We start from the raw sequence: 21,378 nt of genomic DNA on the forward strand, positions 1-21,378 counted from the left end.
CAAAACGGGCGATTTGGATCGTCGTTCGCCCGTTTTGCCGTGTTACGACTCGCTAAGCTGTCCGCTTGCTTTCAAAGCTTCGTTGATGGATTGCGATAACCAGACGGCGGTCGCTTCGGTGGAGTCGCCTTTGAGCATGAGACGCGCCAACGAATCTTCCATGGCCCGCGTGATTCCGCCGAGCGATACCGGAGGGAAATTGACGCCCTGCGAAGTCAGCGCCATGAACTGTTCGCCCCATGCGCCGCTGATCGCGTCGCTGCGCGGAGCGGAAGACGGATTGACTTTGGACTGGTAGTCTTTGCTCATCAGGAACGAAGCGAATTTCCAGGTGCTGTCGAGGTGCTCGGAATTGAACAGGTACAGCGGCGCGATTTCCATAAACGTCGCCGGCGTCTCCTTATAGGGAGGAGCGGCAATCTTGACGTCCTGCATGCCTTCCGGATTTTCGGACGTACGTCCTTCGATCCATGATCCGTTGACGACCATCGCATACTGGGAAAGCACGAAGCCCTGGTCTTCTTCTTCCCATCCCCATGTTTTGGCATTGGCATTGATAACGCCCTGCTCGTTCAGGTCTTTGTAAAATTGGAACACTTCGGCCGCTTTTTTCAACTGCTCGGGATTTTGTTCCCACGTGTTTTTGTATTTGCCGCCTCCCTGGTCTTCTGCCAGGGTAACGCCGTTTTGCGCCAGATACATCATCAGTTCCTGCGGAGCGCGAACGCCCGATCCGGCGATGCCGAACGCGTCTTTGCCCGATTTCGCTTTGATGGCCGGTCCCATCTCGATCAGCTCGTCCCACGTTTTCGGAGGAGCGTCATAGCCTGCTTCCTTGAGCATCTTCTCGTGGTACAGCAGGGCCCGAATACCGATATAGTTAGGAAGCGCCTTAATTTTTCCGTCGATTTCAAGCCCTTTCAGCACGTTCGGATAGAGCTTGTCCTTGTCTGCCCATTGGTCAACGTACGACGTCAAATCCGGAAGCGCATCCATTTGATCGAGTTCGCCAAACCATTCGCTCAAGCCCCAGGTGAGATCCGGCGCATCGCCCGCCGCCACGGCGGCAATCAGCTTCTGGTGCATGGCGTCGTACGAGATAACCTGCATCTTGACCTGAACGTCTTTGTTTTGTTCGTTGAACGTTTTGACCTGCGCCTGAATTTCTTTGCCTTGGGCCGTGCTGGGATCCAGCGCCGACCAGAAGTCGAGCGTCACCGTTTCGCTTGCTTTCGGTGCGTCCCCGTTCGTCGCCGGAGCGGCGGACCCGCCGCCTCCGCAGCCTGACAGCAGCGTGATCGCCAAGGTCGCCGCCAGCAGCGCGCCCCATGTTTTTGATCTTGTCATCCCGTGATCCCCCTTTATTCGGTCTGATGTTGCGAGCAGCTTGTTTGGTGCCTGCTTTTATTGTAAAGGCGCCGGGGACAACTGCCTATGCGGCGAAATTCAGGCGAATGTTGAAATTACTCGACTTTTTCGTCGGCTTGGCCGGTCGCTTCGATTCGGGTTGCTTCCTTGTAATGGCTCGGTTGAATACCGGTCGCTTTTTTGAACAGTTGGCTAAAATAACGCGCATCGGCATACCCGACTTTGAGCGCGACTTCGTACGTTTTGAGGTTCGTGCCGCTCAGCAGCTTTTTGGCTTGTTCGATACGAACGCTTTTGAGAAACTCCGTAAAGTTTTCGCCCGTCGATTCTTTGAACAGAGTGCAGAAGTAGTTTTTGTTCAGAAAAAACTGCCGGGAGATCTGATCGAGCGTGACCGTGTCGTGATGTTCGACCGCGTACACTTTGATCGCTTCGATCAGGTGCTTGCCCGATTTGGACCGGTTTTGCGCCGACATGCCTGCCGCGTAATCGTCCGTGATCTGCCTGAATCCGGATTTGATCTGTTCAATATCCATCTTCTGGACGCCCCGCTTGATTTCCGCCAACCGCATCGAAGCCTGCTCTTCCCGGACCGAAGCTTCGAACTTGTACAGCATTTGTTCCAGTTCGGCATGGATTTTACGGGAGCTGGTCCGGTTCAATCGTTCCCGGCTCAATTCGCGTTCCAGCTTGGCCATAAAATGCATGCCGCTCTGCTGCGCCCCGGTATCGAGAAAAAAGCGCAGCAGCACGTGCACTTCGCCCCACTCGTCCCGTTCGTTGCCGGCCGAGTCGGGCTTTTTGGCCAGATAGAACGCGACGTTGTCCGTTTCGGACAGCTTCAGTTCCTCGATCGCCCGCAGCGCTTCCATATGGGCCGATCTCGCGGCGCCGATCCGGGTCTTGCAGCTGCTGATGCCGATCTTGATCTCCATTCGCATACATAAAGCCAACGTTTTCTGGATATGGCTGCCGATATATTCCAGCGAGTATCCCTGAGCGCGATCTTCGGGGAAAAACAGGACGAATTCGTTCACGCCGTTCAGGTTGCGAAACACGTCGATCCCGCCGCAGTAAACGGCAAGATTTTCTTGGATCACGTTGCGCGAAGCGAAATGGACCGCCGATGTGTCGCCTTCGTAACGGTTCGTCATGCTGGAGCCAAGGTCGATCAGCTTGACAACGACGATACGAAAAGGCTGCTCGGGCAGCGAAATTTGCAGCTGCTCCGATTCGACGATGATTTCGTTCTCGTCGCGGTCCTGCGATTCCAGCAAAAAGCTGACCCATTCGTCCTGCATCAACTGAAGTCCTTGGTGCAGCGTCGCCCGCTGGCGCCGGACCTCGCTCTGATCCCGGGATTCCTGGATGATGTCGTTCTCGACCCGGCCCAGCAGGCTCAGCAGTTCCGCTTCGTTGACCGGTTTGAGCAAATAATCGACCGCCTGCAGCAGAAAAGCGCTGCGGGAATACCCGTAATCGCCGTACCCGCTCAGGACGATCATTTTCGCCTTGAACGAAGAGTCCTGCATCCATTTCAGCAGTTCGAGCCCGTCCATCCCGGGCATGCGGATATCGGTGACAACCACGTCGGGACGCTGCTCCTCGATCAGCCGGCAAGCTTCGCTTCCGCTGTACGCATGTCCGACGATTTCCCAGCCGTAGCGTTCCCATTGGATGACCTGCTCCAATTGGCGATGTACCATGATTTCGTCGTCGACGATTAGAATTTTCATGCCGAATGAACCTCCTTCAATGGTAAATGCAACACGATCAGCGTCCCCTGCCCCGGCCTGCTCAACATCTTGATTCCGTAGTCTTCGCCGCAGATCAGCTTGATCCGCGTCTGGATATTGGGCATCCCGATCGAGGCGGACGGCGAACCCGGGAACACGTCCGGGTCGTCCAGCACCGTGCGCAGCCGTTCCAGTTCGGATGCCGGAATGCCGACTCCGTTGTCCGCCAGCCGCACAATCAGCCGCTCGCCCGGAACATCGACGCACACGCTGATCCGCATTTTTTTCTGACCCTGCATCAAAGGAATCAAGCCGTGCTCCACCGCGTTCTCGACGATCGGCTGCAGCATCAGCTTGGGCATCTTGAGCTCGCGTACTTCGGGACTTGCGGATATGCGAATATGGATGCCTTCCGGTAGACGTTTGTTAATGATGAGCAAATAATTGCGTACATGGGAAATTTCGTCTTTGACTTGGACCCATTCTTTGCGGATCTCCATGTTGTACCGATACATATGGCTCAAGGCCAAACAAATCGAACGCATCTCCGGCACCCGGTTCACGGAAGCAATATTCGAGATCAACTGAAGGGTATTGAACAGAAAATGCGGCGAGATTTGCGATTGCAGCGCTTTGATCTGCGCTTCCTGCGTTTGCAGGCGCAAATTCAGCTCGTGATCGATATGCCATTGAATGCGGTGGGCCATTTCGTTGAACCGCATGCCCAAAAACGCGATTTCGTCGGACGTCGTGATCTCGACCCGGGCTTCGTAATTGCCGTCGCGGAGCGCCCGCATTTTGGCATGCAGCTTGAGCACCGGAAGCGTGAGATTGTAGCTGAGCCCGAACGAAAGCAGGGCGCTGATCAGCAGGGAAAAGATGATGATGCCCACGGCGAAATCGCGATAGAAAATCAGCTGCGAAGAAACGCGGAATTCGTAGATCAACGTTTCCCCGCCGCCGTCCAGCCGTGTCTGCACGATCTGGGTGCGGCGATCGCGGTCTTTTTCGTACATGCGGCCGATCAGCGCATGGTCGGAATGGTAGATGATCCGGTTATCGCGGTTCACTATGACGATTCTGCCCTGCTCGAACGTGTTGTACCGCTCCAGCAAAGACTCGAACGACTGCTGCCGCAAGTCGATGACGAGCACCGCAAAAGGCGTGCCGAGCATTTTGAGCGGATACAGGTAGCGCACCACAGGCTCGTCGTACAAGCTGCGGTCGTCTATGGCAAAAGCGGGATTTTCGTAAGGAAATGTGAGGGCCCGGAGTACCGACTTCGTATACGTCCGGTTCAGGTTCAAATAATAGTTCGGGAAAAAGACCGAATACGGATTGCCTTCCAAATCGATAACGTACATGCCTTTGACGTCGCTGGATTCAAAACGGCCGTACGTGTTCAAAAAGAACTGCTTCATGCGCTGGCGCGTTTGGTAATCCGCGATTTTGCCGCTGCGTTCGTTCACGTTGCGAAATAAATTTCTCAGCAGCTCGTAATCGTAATAGATCGGATACGCCGACTCGCCGAGATCATCCAGGTACTGCCGGATTTGAAACTTGAGATCCTGTTCGATACGCGTCTGCGCGATCGTGTAATCCTGGCGGGTGCTCTGGGAGACTTGATACAAAATAATCGAAGACGTCAAAACCAACGGGAACAGCGTCGTGAGCAGCATCGCGGTTACGATCTTGGTACGTATTTTTTTGAATTTCACTTCGATCCCCCCAACCCGTGCACGTATGGCGAGCAAAAACCGAACAGCAAATGGATGCGCCTATTTCAGGACGCATCCATTTCTTCGGTTCGAATGAACCGCCCGATTAGAGCTGCCGGGCGACCTGGCGCGAATCACCGGCGGATCGCCGAATGAACGCCTTACTGCGGCGGCGCTTGCGGTTCCGGCGTATCGATTGCCGGAGCCGCGATCTGAATCCGATCGATATTCGGGGCGAACCCGTAAGTCCGTTTCGCCGGGTCCTGCAGGGTCGGATTGGAGAAGGTGATCGAATTCGATCCTTCACGAAGCTCGACCTCGAATACGATCGTGCGGAATTGGCTCCAGTCGATCGTATTGTAGAAGTAGCGCGTCTGCGCCGCGTTTCCGTTCACTTCGATATCCGCCCGCCGGTCTACGAATCCCGCATTGTACACATGCTGGCGGTCGGATCGGCGTTCGCCGTTGCCAAAAGATACGACCATTCGGTAACGGCCGGCCTGCGGCACGGTCACTTCGTTGAACGTCAACGTATTGCTGGAGCCGTTCCCGATCCAGCCCACGTATTGGCCGCCGGATGCCGCCGGGCCGTTTTCGACTTTGGCGGCTCCGCTCAGCCGGTTAAGCGGACTTTCGGCCTCATACGTATCCATCTGCCGATCGCTTTCCGCGATTTCCAGCGAATCGAGCAGAACGGCTTCCGCAAGTTCCGCCTGCTGCGGATTCGCGAATTGAACACGGTTGATGCCGTTCATAAGGAACACGGTCGTGGAAACGGTACTCCATTCTGCCGCCGCGGGCAGCGGCACGTCCTTCACGTACAGACCGTCCACCTGCAGCGCCAGCGATGAAGATTCGGCTGCGCCGCCCGCAAGGGCGTACCGAAGATTCAGCTTGTAATATCCGTCTGCCGGGACATCCACGACGAACTCGGTCAGCCCGGAATCCGGACCGTCGTACCCGATTGCGTAGCCGGTACCCGTATATCCGGCTTGTCCGTCGCCGTATTCGACCGAGACATTGCCGTCGATCTTGGCGTATTCGGCTTCGTAGCGATTGCCCGCCGCAAGCGACGACGCATCCGTGTCCGGCGTGATGACCATTTGGTACGCGGACAAATCGATCAGATTGTTCAGCGGCACTTGAATCTGTCCGTTCGTCACGTCGTAGTCGCCTTCGTGAACGACGTACGGCGCTCCGCTTGCACGGTTGGTACCGCTATCGTCCGTGCCCCAGACCGAGACGTGCACGCGGTCCCCGAAATAGTCGGCTTCGTCGAAGCCCTTCACCTCGACGCTCGTCGCGTACGTTGTGGCCGGCCAGGAGCCTCCGAACAAAATGCGTGCCTGCTGTTTGTCCTCGTCCAGCGCGGCCAGTCCTTGCAAAGGCCCGGTCAGCGACGGCGGAGTCACTTTGACGGTATGCCCGGTCAATTCGCCGTACCATTTGTACAGCCACCAGCCGCCGGTCGCCTGATTATTAGTCGTAATAAGATCGTTTAAAGTTCCCGCCGCGGTCCAGTAAGCGAGCATACCGTCCACTTTGCTGTTTTCCAGACGGGTCATCCATTGGATCAGTTGGCCCGGATTGCCCAGATCGGCGCCGGCCCATTCGGGTCTGCCGTATTCATTGATAGAGATCGGGCGTTCCGTGATACGAAGGTCGCGTTCGACTTTGCGATAATGATCATAATGCTTGTACCAGTCCGTGAAGAAATCGTTGCCCAGTTCATGCCACGTCATCACGTCGGGCAGCACGTTGTTCGCTTGGGCGTATTTGAAAAAGTCTTCGTGCAGCCGCTCGCTATAAAAAGACAGGTTGGGCCCCGCAATCCTGGCGTTCGGGTCGATCTTTTTCATATGTTGATATACCGTTTTCCAATCTTCGAAAAAGCGCTGCCGCGTCTTGGCCCGGCCGGCTTCGTCGTACTTCGCAGGATCGTTGTGCACGACCATGCCTCCGTACCAGTTGCCGTCCGGCTCGTTGAACGGCACGTACACGAACGCGGAACGATTGGGATGCTGCATCACTTTGGCCATCATAACGTCGATCTTTTGCAAATAATCGGCGATGCCCAAATTTTCGTACGGCCAGTTCACGTACACGTCCTGCATGTAGATTTGAACTTCGCGCCCTCCCGCCGCTATAAATTCTGGAGCGACTTTGAGCGCATCGCCGTTCGGATGCTGCAGGCCGTCAGGCGCTTTTTGCGCGATCGCCTGCGGTCTCAGCGGGGCCAGCACGTTGGACGTCGGAAGACCTTCGCTGCCGAGGCCGTACAAAAAGCCCGACGCGCCGTAATGAAGATCGCCCGTATTTTCGGACAAATCGACGACCAGCGGATTTGCCGGAACCGTTTGCGCGTGGATCGAAGAGCCCGGAAACGCCGATACGGCCAGAACCGAGACCGCAACCATGCCCGACAACCATCCTTTTTTCATTTTCCCCATTCTGCAACTCCCCTTTTCGTCAAATAAGAAAGCGATTACATTTGGAACGTTATTAACTTACCAGTTCTAACGGCCAACCTGTGTCAGACAATAATCAGAACGGAGTGGGACAATATTCAGATGTTGCCCGCCCTACGCAAAAAAGCGATCCGCGTCCATTGAAGGACTGACCGAATCGCTTTTTGCATGCGCGTCGTATGGAGAAGCTTTGGAGCGTTACAGCGCTTTGTCGTCCACGCCGTTCAGCCAGTCTTCGATCGTGCCGATGACGGACGAGACGCAGCCGTCTTCAAACGGCGAGATCAGACCGGCTTCGCGCACGAGACCGGTGAACGACTGCGTGCCGCCGAGACCGCACAGATGCACGTAATCTTTCCACGCAGCGGCGAAATCTTCTCTGGAGCGTTTCCAGAACTGGAACGCGCAGATTTGCGCCAGCGTGTAGTCGATGTAATAGAACGGCGCGCCGAAAATATGGCCCTGCTTCTGCCAGAAGCCGCCGCGTTCCAGATAATCGTTGCCTTCGTAGTTCAGGTGCGGCAAATATTTTTTCTCGATGTCTCTCCAGGCGGCTTTGCGCTCATCCGGCGTCGCGTCCGGATTGGCGTAGACGAAATGCTGGAATTCGTCGACCGACACGCCGTACGGGATAAACAGCAGGCCGGAAGCGAGATGATCGAAGCGGTATTTTTCCGTATCGCCTTCGAAGAACTTCTCCATCCACGGCCAGGTGAAGAACTCCATGCTCATGGAATGGATCTCGGCGGATTCGTACGTCGGCCAGAGATATTCCGGCACTTCGTGTCCGCGGCTGGAATACACCTGGAACGCGTGGCCGGCTTCGTGCGTCAGCACGTCGATATCGCCGGACGTTCCGTTGAAGTTCGAGAAGATGAACGGCGCTTTGTAGTCCGGCAGATACGTGCAGTAACCGCCGCCCGCTTTGCCTTTTTTGCTGACGAGGTCCATCAATTCGTTCTCCTGCATGAATGCGAAAAATTCGTTCGTCTCCGGCGACAGCTCTTGGTACATGTCTTCGCCGTTCTTCACGATCCATTCCGGATCGCCTTTGGGCGTCGGGTTGCCGCTCTTGAAGCTGAAGCCGTTATCGTAATAACGCAGCGTATCGACGTCGATCCGCGCTTCCTGGCGCTTGCGCAGACGCGTGGCGGCCGGCACGATTTCTTCCAGCACCTGCTTGCGGAAATTCGCGACCATGTCGGCGTTGTAGTCGGTGCGCATCATCCGGTCGTAACCCATCTCGACGAAGCTCGGGTAGCCGAGTTTGTGCGCCATTTTGGTACGCACCTTGACCAGCTCGTCGTACAGGCGGTCAAGTTCCGGTTCTTGTTCGTTCAGAAAACCGAATCTGGCTTCCGACGCTTTCTTGCGCATATCGCGGTCGGTCGACAGCTCGAACGGCAGCAGCTGCGGCAGCGTGCGCTCTTCGCCTTCGAACGGGATTTTCGCGGACGCGATCAGTTGGTCGTATTCGGTGGACAGCTTGTTCTCCAGTTGGAGATCTTCGATGATGTCCGGGCTGAACGTGCGGATCGCGCTCTCGGCCAGAGCAAACAGCTGCTTGCCCCATTTGGCTTCCAGTTCGCCGCGGAATTTCGACGTGGTCAGCGCGCGGTAGTAGTCGGAGATGTACTCCTGCACGACCGGGCCCACTTCGTCCATAAATTCCTGCTCGGCTTTGTAGAATTCGTCGGTCGTATCGATCGAATGGCGGATGCTGACGAGCTGGTGCTGCGTGTCGAAGCTGTTGCGCAGCGCGTTGATCTCGTGCATGACGGACTCCTGCTCGCCGATCGTCGCGGCGGCTTCGAAACGGGTGATACATTCCTTGAAATTAATCTTCAACTGGTCAATATTTGGTCGTACGTATTCGAACTGCTGAAAAGTCGTCAATGCTTTTCCTCCTCTGATGTGGCAGACTCTTTCCCCAGTATACGGAATTCGCCGCTTGATCGCCACAGAAAACGTAAATTTTTTCGCTTTTCGCGGCAGGTTAGTTGACATAACGGAAACCGAATACGGGTGAACGGTTTACGTTAAGCACACGATGGCAGGCTTCGTTTATTTTTTGCGGCACACGCAGATCATTGAATAAGCATCCGGCGCAAGCGGAGACAAATTCCAATCGCTGTACAGCCCTTCGACCGCGAAACCCGCTTGCTCCACCAGACGAAGCAGCTCTTGCGGATACGTGTAGCGCAGAGCGATGCGCGAGCGTTGTTCGCTCCCGGCTTCTTGCCTGCGGATCGTCGTGTAATGCTGGATTTGCGTCAGCGCATCGTAACGAGCGATCGTGTATAAGTCGGTTCGAAGGCCGTCCGGTTCCGTCGTCGAACGCCAAAATTGCTCCGTCTCGGGCTGCATCAATTCTTCCGGACCGGGAAAACGTGTGTCGAACACGAAAGTCCCGCCGACGATCAAATTTCGCTTCACGGCTTGCAGCAGGCTATTTTGATGTTCGTTCGTCAAAAAGTGCTGAAAACCGTTGCCCGTCATGTAAACGAAGCCCGCCGGATCGGCCAGTGTCAAGTTCGCGATGTCTCCGGCCCGCCAATCGACCGCGACTCCGCACACCTCCGCTTTGCTTCGGGCCAGGTCCAGCATACCTTCGTGCAGATCGACCCCGACGACCGGGTAACCGGCTTCGGCAAGTGGAATGGCCGTTCGTCCGGTGCCGCAGCCGATCTCCAGCACGGAATGGCCGAACGCCTCCCCCGCAAGCTTCAACAGCAGCGGCAGATCCGGTTTCCAATCTTCATTTTCCCTGTCATAACGCTGCGGATCTGCATATTCTTCGTCATTATCGAATCGAGTTTGCATATCAGGATCATTTGGAATCATGGGATATTCGTGCTCCTCATTGTCAGCTGTCGGCGGATGTAACGCTTTCGCTTCCCGGGAAGCGCTGCGGAAACGGGAAAATCCCACGTGCCGAAACACGCGAGACTTCTTCCAGCTTCTTTTTCGAAAAAGAGGGCTTCCCAAAGCGTACGCCGTTACACCGATTGTATCGGCTGCAAGCTTATCTGCGCAAGCCAGATCGCTTTCAATGCGGGGAACGATTCGCGGTCGGCTTCGCCTTCTCCAGTCCGGCCCGAATCGCTTCGAGCAGCAATCCCGTCCGGTCGCAGCGGTATTCCCAGAACATGACGCCGCCGAGCTGCTGCTCCAGCGTATACCGGCATTTGCAGGCGATCGATTGTTCGTCGTCGTACGTAATGAACGTGCCGCCGTCATGGAGGCCGCCGTCGTACAGATAAGGCGCTTTGGCTTCGTCGTCCCAATAGCGCACGAAGCCGCCTCGGTCGATATACTCCCGATGCAGGTCGGTAAATTCCGGTCCGTAGCCTCCGCTCGTCGCCGCCATCTGGTGCAAGCCGTTGTTGACGTTCGGCACGCCTGTCCACATTCGGGAATAGAACGCGGCTCCGATCACGATCTTGTGTCGGGGCACGCCGGCCTTCAGAAACAGATTGACCGACGACTCGGTGCTGATGCGGAACAGGTCGCCGGTCGGTGTATGCAGATTCGTATGGTGGCCGGTCAGGATCTGAAACCCGCCGCGCATGTCGTACGTCATCAGCTGCACATAATCGAGGTAGCGCTGGGCTTCGTCCATCTGCGTTCCGTCGACATAATATTGATCCGCTCCGGCGGCAATCGTGAGCAGATAATGCCTTCCGTCCGCGGAGCCGCGTTCATCCAGCGCTTCGCGAATCGTGCGGAGCAGTAGGGTGAAGTTGCCCCGGTCGTCCGGGCTTGCGGCAATGCCGGCTTCGGCGTAGCACGGATATTCCCAGTCCAGGTCGATGCCGTCCAGTCCGTATTCGGCGATGACGTCAAGCGACGACTGCGCCATCGAACTTCGGCCGCGCTCCGTCGACGCCGCTTCGGAAAATCCGCCCGCGCTCCAGCCTCCGACCGACAGCAGGATCGAGACGCCGGGATGTTCTTTTTTGATTCGATTCAGTTCGTGCATGTTGCGCAAATGTTCCGTGACGATCATATCGCCCTGCACATGGCCGAACGCGATATTGATATGCGTCAGCTTGAGCAGGTCTTCCGTTTTGAGGTCCGGCAGGTCGGCATGGCCGACATAGCCGACTACGCGCGGAGCGAAGTCGGCGGCAGGCGTCGAATCGGCAGCAAAAAGTTCGGATTGGTCGTGAGAATCGCGGTTCATGTCGGTTCCTCTTTTCTCGTAAAATAGGGACGGCTGACGCGGAGTTCAGGTCAATTCAGGTCAGGTCAGGTCAGGTGTATCCGTCCGGATCAGCCGCGCACGGTGCGCAGAATCTGCAGCGCTTCGGCGCAGCTGCCCGGCTTGTAGCCGGACTCCGCGTAGCGGACGTTCAGGTCGGCGTCGAGCACGAACAGATGCGGATATTCCGCGCCGGGCGGCGGGCAGTTCGCGTTCATCGCCGCGAACGCTTCGCCGGAACGGTCGTAAGCGAAGACCGCGCCAGGCGGCAGCGTCTTCGGCACGAACGGCCGCACGGCGGCGGGCACTTCGGCGGCTCCGGCAGGCCGGTCGGCCGCAGCGCCGCCGGCTTCGGGCGGTACCGCAGCGCCGGCTTCGCTTGCGGCGAGGCCGGCGTGGACGATAAAGAGCAGCGGCACTTCGGCGGCTTCGAGCGTCTCTTTGAGCTCGCCGGCTTCGCGCAGCAGATGGCGCGTCGGTTCCAGCCGGTAATCGATCCAGGCGACGAGCGCGCCCTTGCCGCCGGACAGTTCGGCGAGCGTCCGCGCTTCGCCGCTTGGCAGCGTCAGGCGGGAATGACCTTCCGCGGCGGCCAATACCGGAACCGATTGTTCCGGTTCGCGGAAAACGGGTTCAAGCTCCGTTTCGCGGCCCGGTTCGATCACGAAATGGAACAGGCGGCCGAGCACGCGGCCGTTTTGCAGCCGGATGCCGGTCGTCATGCGGTAATCGCCGGCTTCCAGTTCGAACGGAACGTCGTAGACGTCCTGACGTCGAAACGGATAATTCAGCGTCGTATAGAAGCCGCGTTCCAGCCGCGCAAGCGTGAAGTTCTCGCGGTAGGACGCTTCGACGGCCGGCGCGGAAATTTCCCGCGGCTCGGCGGCCGGTTCGGGGCGCCGCAGACGCAGCGTGCCGTAGGCCGCGCGGCCTTGCGCCGCTTCGGCGGCTTCCGCGGTTTCCGCGGCGCGGATTCCGGTTCCGCGCTCGGCCCCGGTTCCGGCGTCGGCGCCGCTGCCGATTTTGGTTCCGATCTCGATTCCGGCTCCGGCTTCGATCGGGCGTTCCAGATCGATCCAGCCCGAGCCTTCGCCGGCGTCGACCCACGCCTGCGGGTGCTGCGCCGCCGGATGCAGGCGCGCCGCAATGCCGAAGCTGCGGCAGAGAGCGACGAGCATGATCTCGACCGATTCGCGGTCGCCGGCCCGCAGCGCGAACGTCCCGGCCGGGGACGCTTTGCCCGGCACGGGTGTCCGGCGCGGCAGGACGCTCCAGTCCGCGGCGACTTTTCTTGCCAGCCGCTGCGGATCGGCGCGGTAAGCTTCGGCGTCTTCGGCCGTGAACGCGCCGCGCAGCTGCGCGCGGTACGGCGACAGCTTCTCCCAGCGTACGCGGGGGCAGAGCACGTAGGCGATGAAGCGCTCATCGGCAGGGTCGGTTCCGGAGCCTTCATCCTTGCCGGTCTTCCCTTCGGATTCCGCTCCGGCTTCCCATCCGATAGGCATGCCGATTTCCCGCCCGGCTTCAAGCCCGCCGCGCAGATGGTCGTCCAGCGTCACCCGATCGGTATCGATCAGGTCTTTGGACGTCAGGCTCTCCAGCAGCCGCAGCGGCCACTCGCCGCGCTGCGGCGTGTGCTGTTGCAGAAACGCCGCGATCTCCCCGGCATTGCCCCGGGCATCTCCCAGTACCTTGAAGACGCGAGCCGCGTCCAATCCAAGCGAATCGGCCAGAGCCGCCGATTCTGCCTCGCCGGCAAAGCCCGCTTCAAAAGCGGCGCGAATCCGCTCGCCTTCGGCGATGCGGCTCCGGTGCCGGGCGAGCCGCTCTTCCGGCAGCGGCTCTTCGGCCGCGCCGGCAAGTTCCGGCGGCGGCGTCAGTTCAAAATCGACGCTGCCCGAAGGCTGGCCGCTATGCGCAAGCACGAGTTCCACCGTCTCCGCGGCAGACGAATCTTCCGACCGCCCGGCGCCGTGATTCGGCGCAACCGCCCGGCTTCCGTATACGATACACTCGCTCCACAGGCCGCCCTGCGAGGCGCGCACGACCAGATCGCCGTAGCCGGTCACGAACCGCAGCCGACCGTCCATGCCGGTCACCATCGAAGACAACGGATGCAGCTCCGCATAATTGTAGAGCTGGAACTGCACGTCCGCGCCCGCCGCCGGGCGGCCGTCCGCGTCCGTTACGCGGACTTCGAGCGTCCGTACCGGCGCATAATTCGCCAACAGATTGATCTCCGTATGCACGCCGTCGCCGTGCGTCACCGGTTCCGGCCCGGCGTAGCCCGCCGGCACCCGCGTATGCACCAGCATGGCCCGGCGCGCCGGGCCGTCGAACCAGCCCCGGTCAAGCGCAGGTTCCGGCTCGCAGGCGCCGATAAAATGCCACGCTCCGTCCGCCCACGCTTCGACCCAGGCATGGTTGTCGTCCACATGCGCCCAGCGCGGCGTATAGCATTGGCGCGCCGGAATGCCGATGCTGCGCAGCGCGGCTGTCGCCAGCGTCGATTCTTCGCCGCAGCGTCCCTTGGCGCTGCGGATCATGCCAAGCGGCGAGATCGTCCGGGCGTCGCTGCCGGTATAGGTCGCTTTTTCATAACACCAGTAATTGGTCTCCAGCACGGCGTCGGACATCGACAACCCGCGTACCCGGCCTCGTAGTTCCCCGGCGATCGCATCGCGATAATCTTCGATACGTTCATTGTTGATCCGGGGCGGCAGCACGTAATGCAGAAACAGCTCATCCGGCACCGAAGATCCCCACGGCATGTCCGTTCGCATGCGCAGTGCCTGCCGCACATGCGTCAGAAACAGCTCGCCGTCGTAATCCGCCAGATCGTTGATCGGCATATGCGCATACAGGAATTCGAGCGCCAACCGTTCTTCTTCGCTTAGCGGCCCGGCGAATACGCCAAAGCATTCTTTTTCCCGCGCGGCCGCAAGCTTTCTCTGCTGTTCGAACGCGGCCGAGATTGCCTGCATGCGCGGCGCGTCCAACGAGAACGGATAGGACGGATTTGCCGATTCCATCATCAAACCGTTCGCCTGTTGTTCCTGTTCTTGTTCCTGTTTTTGTCCGGGTTCCCGTTCAGCCTTGCTCTCGTCCGTTCTCATGTCCGCTCACTCCTTCCACAGTTTGCCGTCTTCGCGTATCCAGTACGCCCCGCTGCCGTCCGCCGACGGCAGACGCATACGGAACGAATGCGTCGTCGTCTCGATCGACAGTCCCGCTCCGCCCAGAGCCGACAGTTCCCCGTCTGCATCGCCGTCTTCCAGCAGCGGAGTCAGCTCGGACGCGAAACTTCCCGACCGCTCGTACAGATTGCGCTGGCGGTAATACAACCGTCTCAGCTTCCATTTGACCGTCTCGTCCGCCGGCAGCCCGAACGGTTCAGGTTCCGCCTCGCCTTCTCCGGCAAAGTGTACGAAGCCCCACATTTCCGGGTAGTGCATATTGACGACGCCCTGCGGCGACCAGACCCAGTTGTCTTCCGGATAAGGACGATCGTTATCCGGGTTGATCCGCTTGCGGTATGCGCCGCTGTCTTTGTCCACCTGCCACTGCACGCGGGAAAAATTGACGCGCCAGTACTGTCCGGCTTCCGGCGGCTTCTGCCCTTCGGCACATTCGCGCAAAATGCTCCACGGCATGGCGACTTCCACGCTCCAGCTCCGGTTGTCCGCGGCCGGATCGTTCAGCGTACCGTCGATATGTACCGCTGTCCGCAGGCCGCGGATATCCCAACCGTTGACCGGAGGCCCGCCATCCCGGTAAGGGGTGATCAGCATAAGATCCCAGACCGTGTTCAGCGCGTTGATCTCGAATTCGTAATACTGGTGGCTGTCTCCGTCGGGATCGATAAAAATTTCAAAATCGTTATCGTAAAAGATGACCGATTCGCGCTCGGTGAGCGTCGCCCAGATCTCGTCTTCTTCAAGCTGCGCCCCGATATAGAAATATTCGTCGTCCCACAGCATCTTCGCCCGCGTCAATTTGCCCGGCCGGGGCTTGGCGTCGCCTTCGATATCGACGAAGCTGTCCGTCCACGGCGCATTCGCCCAGAACGGCTTGTCGAGCCGCCCGTCCAATTCAAGCTTGCCCGGGGCCCGCCCGCACACGTAGGAACGCGGCGCAAACGGGATCGCCGGTTCCGGCATTCCGCCAAGATTCATCTTTTTTCCTCCTCCGATTCCGTTCCGTTGTTGCCTGCGTAAAAAGCGGCGGTGCTCCCGCTTCCGGTGCCGCCCGCCGCTGTGCGATTGTCAAAGCCTGTCCGTCCTCTCGCTCACGCCTCGCTTAACCGGATAACGAGCGCAATCGGCGTCTCGCCTCCGCGGACCGATTCCGGCAGCTCCACAACAATCCCCGCATCCGTCTGGCGCAGCGTAAGTTCCTCTTCGCTTCCCAGCAGTTCGGCCCCCCGGAACTCGCCGACCGCCGGAATTTCCAGTTCGCTTTCCACCGTGTCCCCTTCGGCATAGAGCCGGATCGCGTAGACGTCGCTTCCTTTGCGCGTAAACCGGATCTTCTTGTCCGCCGACGCGTACGGTTCGCACACCCGCGTGCCGTAGATGCCGTCGCCGTTGACCGCAAGCCAGGCGCCGAGCCCTTTCATGCCTTGGATCGCCGCGGCCGGCAGTCGGCCGTCCGGCTGCGGGCCGACGTTGAGCGCCAGATTGCCGCCTTTGGCCACGATCTCGACAAGCAGGTGCACGAGCTCCCGCACGCTTTTGTACCGGTCTTCATAATTGAAGGAAAAAGAAGTGCCCATCGTGATACAGCTCTCCCACGGCACGTTTAGCGGCCGTTCCGGCAGCGTCTGCTCCGGCGTGATCAGGTTCTCGTACGGCCCGCCCACGGTCCGGTCGGCGCTTAGCAGCCAGGGCTGGTGTTCCCGGCGAATCTCGTCGACCAGTTCGCCGAGCCGGATATCCTGTCCGCTGCCCGCGTTCACCCAACCGGCGTCGAGCCACAGCATGTCGATCCGGCCGTACCGGGTCATCAGTTCGGTAATCTGCTCGTGCGTGAACTTGACGAACTTTTCCCACAGCCACGGATACGCCGCAGGATCGTACGACGGGCCGCGCCACATTTTCTCGCCCCGCTCCATGCCCGGCGCCCAGTAATCCGGCGTATGCCAGTCGGCTTTGGAGAAATAGGCCGAGATCGCAAGTCCCCGCGAGCGGAAAGCGTCGAACAGGTTCTTGCAGATGTCCGCGTACTTGTGCCGATGGAACGGCGTATCCGGTCCGGTAATGCGGTAATCCGTCGTATGCGTGTCCCACATGCAGAAGCCGTCGTGATGTTTGGTCGTGAAGGTCAAATATTTGAATCCGCCTTCCGCGGCCAGATCGGCCCACAGCTCCGGCTGGAACCGGATCGGATTGAACGTTCGGTTCAGGTCGAAATATTCCCGCTTCAATTCTTCGCCTTCGACGCCCCAGTCGATACAGTCTCTCGCCCAGTCCGCGTCTCCGTCGCTCAGCGCCCAGGATTCCACCACGCCGAGCTGCGAATACGGTCCCCAGTGCATCATCAAGCCGAGCTTCTGGTCTTTGAACCATTCGAGGCGTTCGAGCAGCAGCGGATCTTCCGGCTTCACCCATTCGTCTTCGCTGCTGTAATTGTGCACGCCTTCATGCACGACCGGTTCCGGTTCCCGTGCTTCTTCCGCCATTTTCGCTTCCGTCATCTGCTCCTCCTTCTCGAATCTCCTGTCCGCGGCCTTCGCGGCAGGCGTTCGATCTGTCGTTGTCGATCGGGTTATTGCCGCTTGTTCCCCAATAAGGGGCGGGGAACGAAGGGCCCGAGCCGCTTCGTTCTCCGCCCCGCCGTTTAGGATCCGGACGAGACGCCGTCTATCCGCTTACTGCGCGTTCTCGCTGTTCCATTGGTCGTACGCTTCCTGGTAAATTTCCACGATGCGGTCGCTGCCCATCTTTTTGAGCTGCGCCACATAGCTGTCCCAGTTGCTCATCGGTTCCTGTCCGGTTACGAATTTCGCTTCCATCTGCTCCACATACGTATTCATGTCGGACAGCAGCGCGGACACTTCCGTCTGCGCGTCGTTCGTCAGATACACGTTCGGGAACGGAATTTTGGCGATCGGCACCAACTTCTGTTCGTTTTGCTTCACGACCCAGTCTTCCACTTCGCTGCGCAGGCCGTTCGTCAGTTCGGGAATATTGACGCCCGGCGTTACGATGCCGTAGTTCGGCGTCAGCGTCGCGCGGTATTCTTCGCGGTCGCCGCCGCCCGGCACGTCGAGGAATTTTTTCTCGTGCGTCGCTTCGTCGACGTAGTCCCACATTTTGCCGCGTGGTCCTTGCGTCCACAGCGTCGCGCCGTCATAGCCGTATTGGTAATCGATCCAGCGCATGCTCGCTTCCGGATTCGGATTGGTGACCGTAATGGCGAAGTTGCCGTTGGACGACATGCCCGGATGTTTGCCGTAGACCGGCGTACCGGCGATTTCGCTCGCTACCGGCGTCATCATCGGGTCCTGCATCGTTTCTTCGGTTCCGCCGAGCGTGAAGTACGGGTAGTAATCGCTGAACAGCGCCAGCTGGTTTTTCGCGCCTTTGGCTTTTTTCTGTTCGTCCGTTTGCGAGAACGTCTCGTGGTCCAGCAGATCTTCGTTCCACAGCTTGTTCAGGAACGTCAGATAGCCTTTATAGCCTTCTTCCTGCGGCGTGTAATGCACTTTGCCGTCTTTGTCCGCGTAATACACTTCGTTGTACATGCCCCAGAAGCCGAGGAAGTACATGCGCAGATCGTCCAGCTTGACCGAAGTCAGCGGAATTTCATCGGCTTTGCCGTTTCCGTTCGGATCTTCCGTTTTGACTTTTTTCAGGTAAGCGTACAGTTCGTCGGTCGTTTTCGGTTCTTCGACGCCCAGCTTTTCCAGGAATTCGCCGTTGTACCACATCGGGCCGCGGTACCAGACCGCTGTCGTATCGATAAACGGCAGCGCGTAGATATGGCCGTCCGTCGTCGTGATCGATTTGCGCACGTTCGGGTTTTCGTCGAGGATTTTTTTGAGGTTGGGCGCGTAATTGTCGATCAAATCTTCCAGCGGCACAAGCTGCCCCTGCGTGCCGTAGCTGACCTGCTCAGCCGGCGTGATGTCGGCGGCGTACAGCATGTCGGGCAGATCGCCGCTTGCGAACACGAGATTTTTCTTCGTCGGGAAGCTGTCGATCGGCGCCGTCTGGAACTCGACTTTGATGTTGGACAGTTTCTCCATCTCCTGGATGACCGGCATCGTGTCCCACGGCGCCATATCGGCGCTCGGCGAGAACACGCTCAGCGTAATCGGTTCTTCCACGATCGGGAACCCGTCCTTGCTTACGCTTCCGCCCTTCTCCGACGCCGTTTCCGTCGTTCCGCCGGATTGGCAGGCGGATGCCAGCATCGAGAACAACAATACCCCGGACAGCGCGGCTGCCCCTTTTCTACGACCCGTTTTCATACAAAATCCTCCCCTTTTCTCTGAATGGCCCTACTGTACGGTGTCCCGTACTCTATGGCAAGATCAGCCCTTGACGGAACCGATCATGACACCTTGCACAAAATAGCGCTGCAGGAACGGATAGACGGCAATGATCGGCAGCGTCGCGACGATGATGACAGCGTATTTGACGAGCGCGGCGACTTCGGCTTTGTTGTTGAGCGAAGTGGCCATCGTGGCGTCGATCGTGCCGGCCTGCGCCGACATCTGCTGCAGGACGAGAATCTGGCGCAGCACCAGCTGCAGCGGATATTTTTCCTGCTGGTTGAGGTAGATCATCGCGGAGAAGTAATTGTTCCAGTGCCCGACGCCGAAAAAGAGAGCCATGACGGCGATGAGCGCGGTCGACAGCGGCAGAACGATCCGGAAATAGAGGCGGAAATTGCTGCATCCGTCGATTTCCGCCGCTTCCTGCAGTTCCCTCGGGATCGAGGACTGGAAAAACGTGCGGCAGACGATCAGATTCCAGACGGAAGTCGCACCCGGCAGAATCAACGCCCACATGCTGTCGACGAGGCCGAGATTGCGCACGACCAGATAAGTCGGAACGAGGCCGCCGCCGAAAAACATCGTGACGATAAACAGAATCATGAACAGATTGCGGCCCACGAAATCCCTGCGGCTGAGCGCATAGGCGGCCGGCAGCGTCACGAGCAGATTGACCAGCGTCCCGACGACGGTGTAGATGATCGTGTTCAGGTAGCCGTTCCAGATGCTGGGGTCCTGGAATACCCGCCGGTACCCTTCGAACGTGATGTCTTTCGGCAGCAGCCACATTTCTCCGGCGGCCACGATGGTCGGATTGCTGATCGAAGCGCTAAGAATGTAGATCAGCGGGTAAGCGACGACGATAAGCGCTGCCGTCAGCAGCAAATACACGAAGGCGAGAAAAATTTTGTCCTGTTTCGTTTCCTTGATCGAGCTGATCATGCTTCATCCCTCCTGTTCGTTCCTGGCTGTTACCACAAGCTGTTCTCGCTCGTCCGCCGCACGACCTGGTTGACGACGATCAGCAGAATCGCGTTGACGATCGAGTTGAACAAACCGACCGCGGTCGAATAACTGTACTGGGCTTCCAACAGGCCGGTCCGGTATACGGAAGTAGCGATCACGTCGGAAGCTTCCATATTAAGCGGATTTTGCAGCAGCAGGATTTTCTCGTAACCGACCCCGAGCAGGCCGCCCATGTTCAAAATGAGCAGGATCGTGATCGTCGGGATGATCACCGGGAAATTGATATGCCGGATACGCTGCAGCCTCGACGCTCCGTCGAGAATCGCCGCTTCATGTAGCCCGGGATCGACAGCGGTCAGCGCGGCGAGGTAGATGATCGTGCCCCAGCCGGTCGCCTGCCAGACGTCGGACAGGACGTAGATCGTCTTGAACCAGCGCGGATCAGTCAGGAAGCTCGGCGGCGTAACCCCGATCGCTTCGAGCAGATTGACGATCATGCCGCTCGACGGCGTCAGGAACGTGATGATCATGCCGGCCATAACGACCATCGAAATGAAATGCGGCGCGTATGTAACGGTTTGAACGGTTTTTTTGAACGGGCCGTTCTTCAGTTCGTTGAAGGCCAGCGCCAGCAGAATCGGCAGCGGGAATCCGATCAACAGCCCGTACAGACTGATGCTGAACGTGTTCCACATGAGGTCCCAGAAATAGTAGGATTCGAAGAAGCGGGTAAAATGATCGAAGCCTACCCATTTGCTGGCCGACATGCCCAGAGCCGGAATATAGTTTTTGAACGCGATCTGGATTCCGTACATCGGCACGTAGTTGAAAATAATGACTGTCAGCAGCGCGGGCGCCATGAAGATGTACAGCTGCCAGTTGCGCACGATTTTCTTTAGAAGCTTTTTGCTTTTTCGTTGGGCAGGCGGGTTGAGCACCGCTTTTGCGCTTTCTTGCATCATCGTCTTCACTCCCTCGGTAGTATGTTCGCGCATCAGGTATAAGTTACTAGTGAGTCATGTTACCTGACAGGCTTTCGGATTGCTCTCACTTCCCTCCCGTGCGCCGAAACGCCTTCGCAACCGACCTTCCGGATCGGAAAACGCAGGCGCCTACTTTTTTGTAAGCATTTCCATTGGCTTGACTCCGGCTTTCGTCGTTTCGGGTTTACAGCGAGTTTACAGAACGGGGAGCGAAGCGTAAATATGTGGTTTTGGTCCTGACTGTAAATTTGACAATCGCAAGTTCGGGAAAATGTGTTAGAATACATTACAGATCCTGAGGTTTTTTCATGAAAAGCACTTCCGATTTTCATCACAATGCGGCTGCTGCGGCCTCTTGCCGAATGCGAAAAGTAAAAAACGACACATTCGACAAGCCGTGGATACACTATTAAAGCGTTTGCAAAGTGGTCAAA

Annotated in this window: 13 protein-coding genes; all 13 read right to left on the reverse strand. The window is 58.2% G+C overall.

Annotated features, from left to right (window positions below; all coding sequences use genetic code 11):
* Positions 1-42 precede the first annotated feature (42 nt).
* Positions 43-1,347: an ABC transporter substrate-binding protein gene (locus tag FTE24_RS22715; RefSeq protein ID WP_150228562.1), complete on the reverse strand. Its 1,305-nt coding sequence runs from the start codon at positions 1,345-1,347 to the stop codon at positions 43-45.
* A 116-nt stretch (positions 1,348-1,463) separates the two neighbouring features.
* Positions 1,464-3,104: a response regulator transcription factor gene (locus tag FTE24_RS22720; RefSeq protein WP_150228560.1), complete on the reverse strand. Its 1,641-nt coding sequence runs from the start codon at positions 3,102-3,104 to the stop codon at positions 1,464-1,466.
* Positions 3,101-4,822, reverse strand: coding sequence for a histidine kinase (locus tag FTE24_RS23590; protein WP_150228558.1), 1,722 nt, complete (start codon positions 4,820-4,822; stop codon positions 3,101-3,103). Before FTE24_RS23590 ends, FTE24_RS22720 begins: the two co-directional genes overlap by 4 nt.
* 161 nt (positions 4,823-4,983) lie before the next feature.
* Positions 4,984-7,272: a hypothetical protein gene (locus tag FTE24_RS22730; RefSeq protein ID WP_202111972.1), complete on the reverse strand. Its 2,289-nt coding sequence runs from the start codon at positions 7,270-7,272 to the stop codon at positions 4,984-4,986.
* 216 nt (positions 7,273-7,488) lie between these two features.
* Positions 7,489-9,132: a M3 family oligoendopeptidase gene (locus FTE24_RS22735; RefSeq protein ID WP_415663168.1), complete on the reverse strand. Its 1,644-nt coding sequence runs from the start codon at positions 9,130-9,132 to the stop codon at positions 7,489-7,491.
* A 222-nt stretch (positions 9,133-9,354) separates the two neighbouring features.
* Positions 9,355-10,134 carry a class I SAM-dependent methyltransferase gene (locus FTE24_RS22740; RefSeq protein WP_237401896.1) on the reverse strand — a complete coding sequence of 260 codons (780 nt, stop codon included), beginning with the start codon at positions 10,132-10,134 and terminating at the stop codon, positions 9,355-9,357.
* 205 nt (positions 10,135-10,339) lie between these two features.
* A complete protein-coding gene (locus tag FTE24_RS22745) occupies positions 10,340-11,476 on the reverse strand; it encodes a glycoside hydrolase family 18 protein (RefSeq protein ID WP_150228554.1) in 1,137 nt (378 codons plus the stop codon).
* Between the two features lie 89 nt (positions 11,477-11,565).
* Positions 11,566-14,610, reverse strand: a complete 3,045-nt coding sequence (locus FTE24_RS22750; RefSeq protein ID WP_237401897.1) for a transglutaminase-like domain-containing protein — start codon at positions 14,608-14,610, stop codon at positions 11,566-11,568.
* A 6-nt stretch (positions 14,611-14,616) separates the two neighbouring features.
* Positions 14,617-15,669: a carbohydrate-binding family 9-like protein gene (locus FTE24_RS22755; RefSeq protein ID WP_150228552.1), complete on the reverse strand. Its 1,053-nt coding sequence runs from the start codon at positions 15,667-15,669 to the stop codon at positions 14,617-14,619.
* Between the two features lie 113 nt (positions 15,670-15,782).
* On the reverse strand, positions 15,783-17,189 hold the full coding sequence (locus FTE24_RS22760; protein WP_150228550.1) for an alpha-L-fucosidase: 1,407 nt from the start codon (positions 17,187-17,189) through the stop codon (positions 15,783-15,785).
* Between the two features lie 174 nt (positions 17,190-17,363).
* Positions 17,364-18,968: an extracellular solute-binding protein gene (locus FTE24_RS22765; RefSeq protein ID WP_150228548.1), complete on the reverse strand. Its 1,605-nt coding sequence runs from the start codon at positions 18,966-18,968 to the stop codon at positions 17,364-17,366.
* Between the two features lie 63 nt (positions 18,969-19,031).
* The gene (locus FTE24_RS22770; RefSeq protein WP_150228546.1) at positions 19,032-19,937 is read right to left on the reverse strand and encodes a carbohydrate ABC transporter permease; all 906 of its coding nucleotides are present in this window, start codon (positions 19,935-19,937) and stop codon (positions 19,032-19,034) included.
* Between the two features lie 29 nt (positions 19,938-19,966).
* Positions 19,967-20,920, reverse strand: a complete 954-nt coding sequence (locus FTE24_RS22775) for an ABC transporter permease (RefSeq protein WP_150230597.1) — start codon at positions 20,918-20,920, stop codon at positions 19,967-19,969.
* Between the last annotated feature and the right edge of the window lie 458 nt (positions 20,921-21,378).

This window comes from Saccharibacillus sp. WB 17 (assembly GCF_008634075.2).
GTDB lineage: Bacteria > Bacillota > Bacilli > Paenibacillales > Paenibacillaceae > Saccharibacillus > Saccharibacillus brassicae.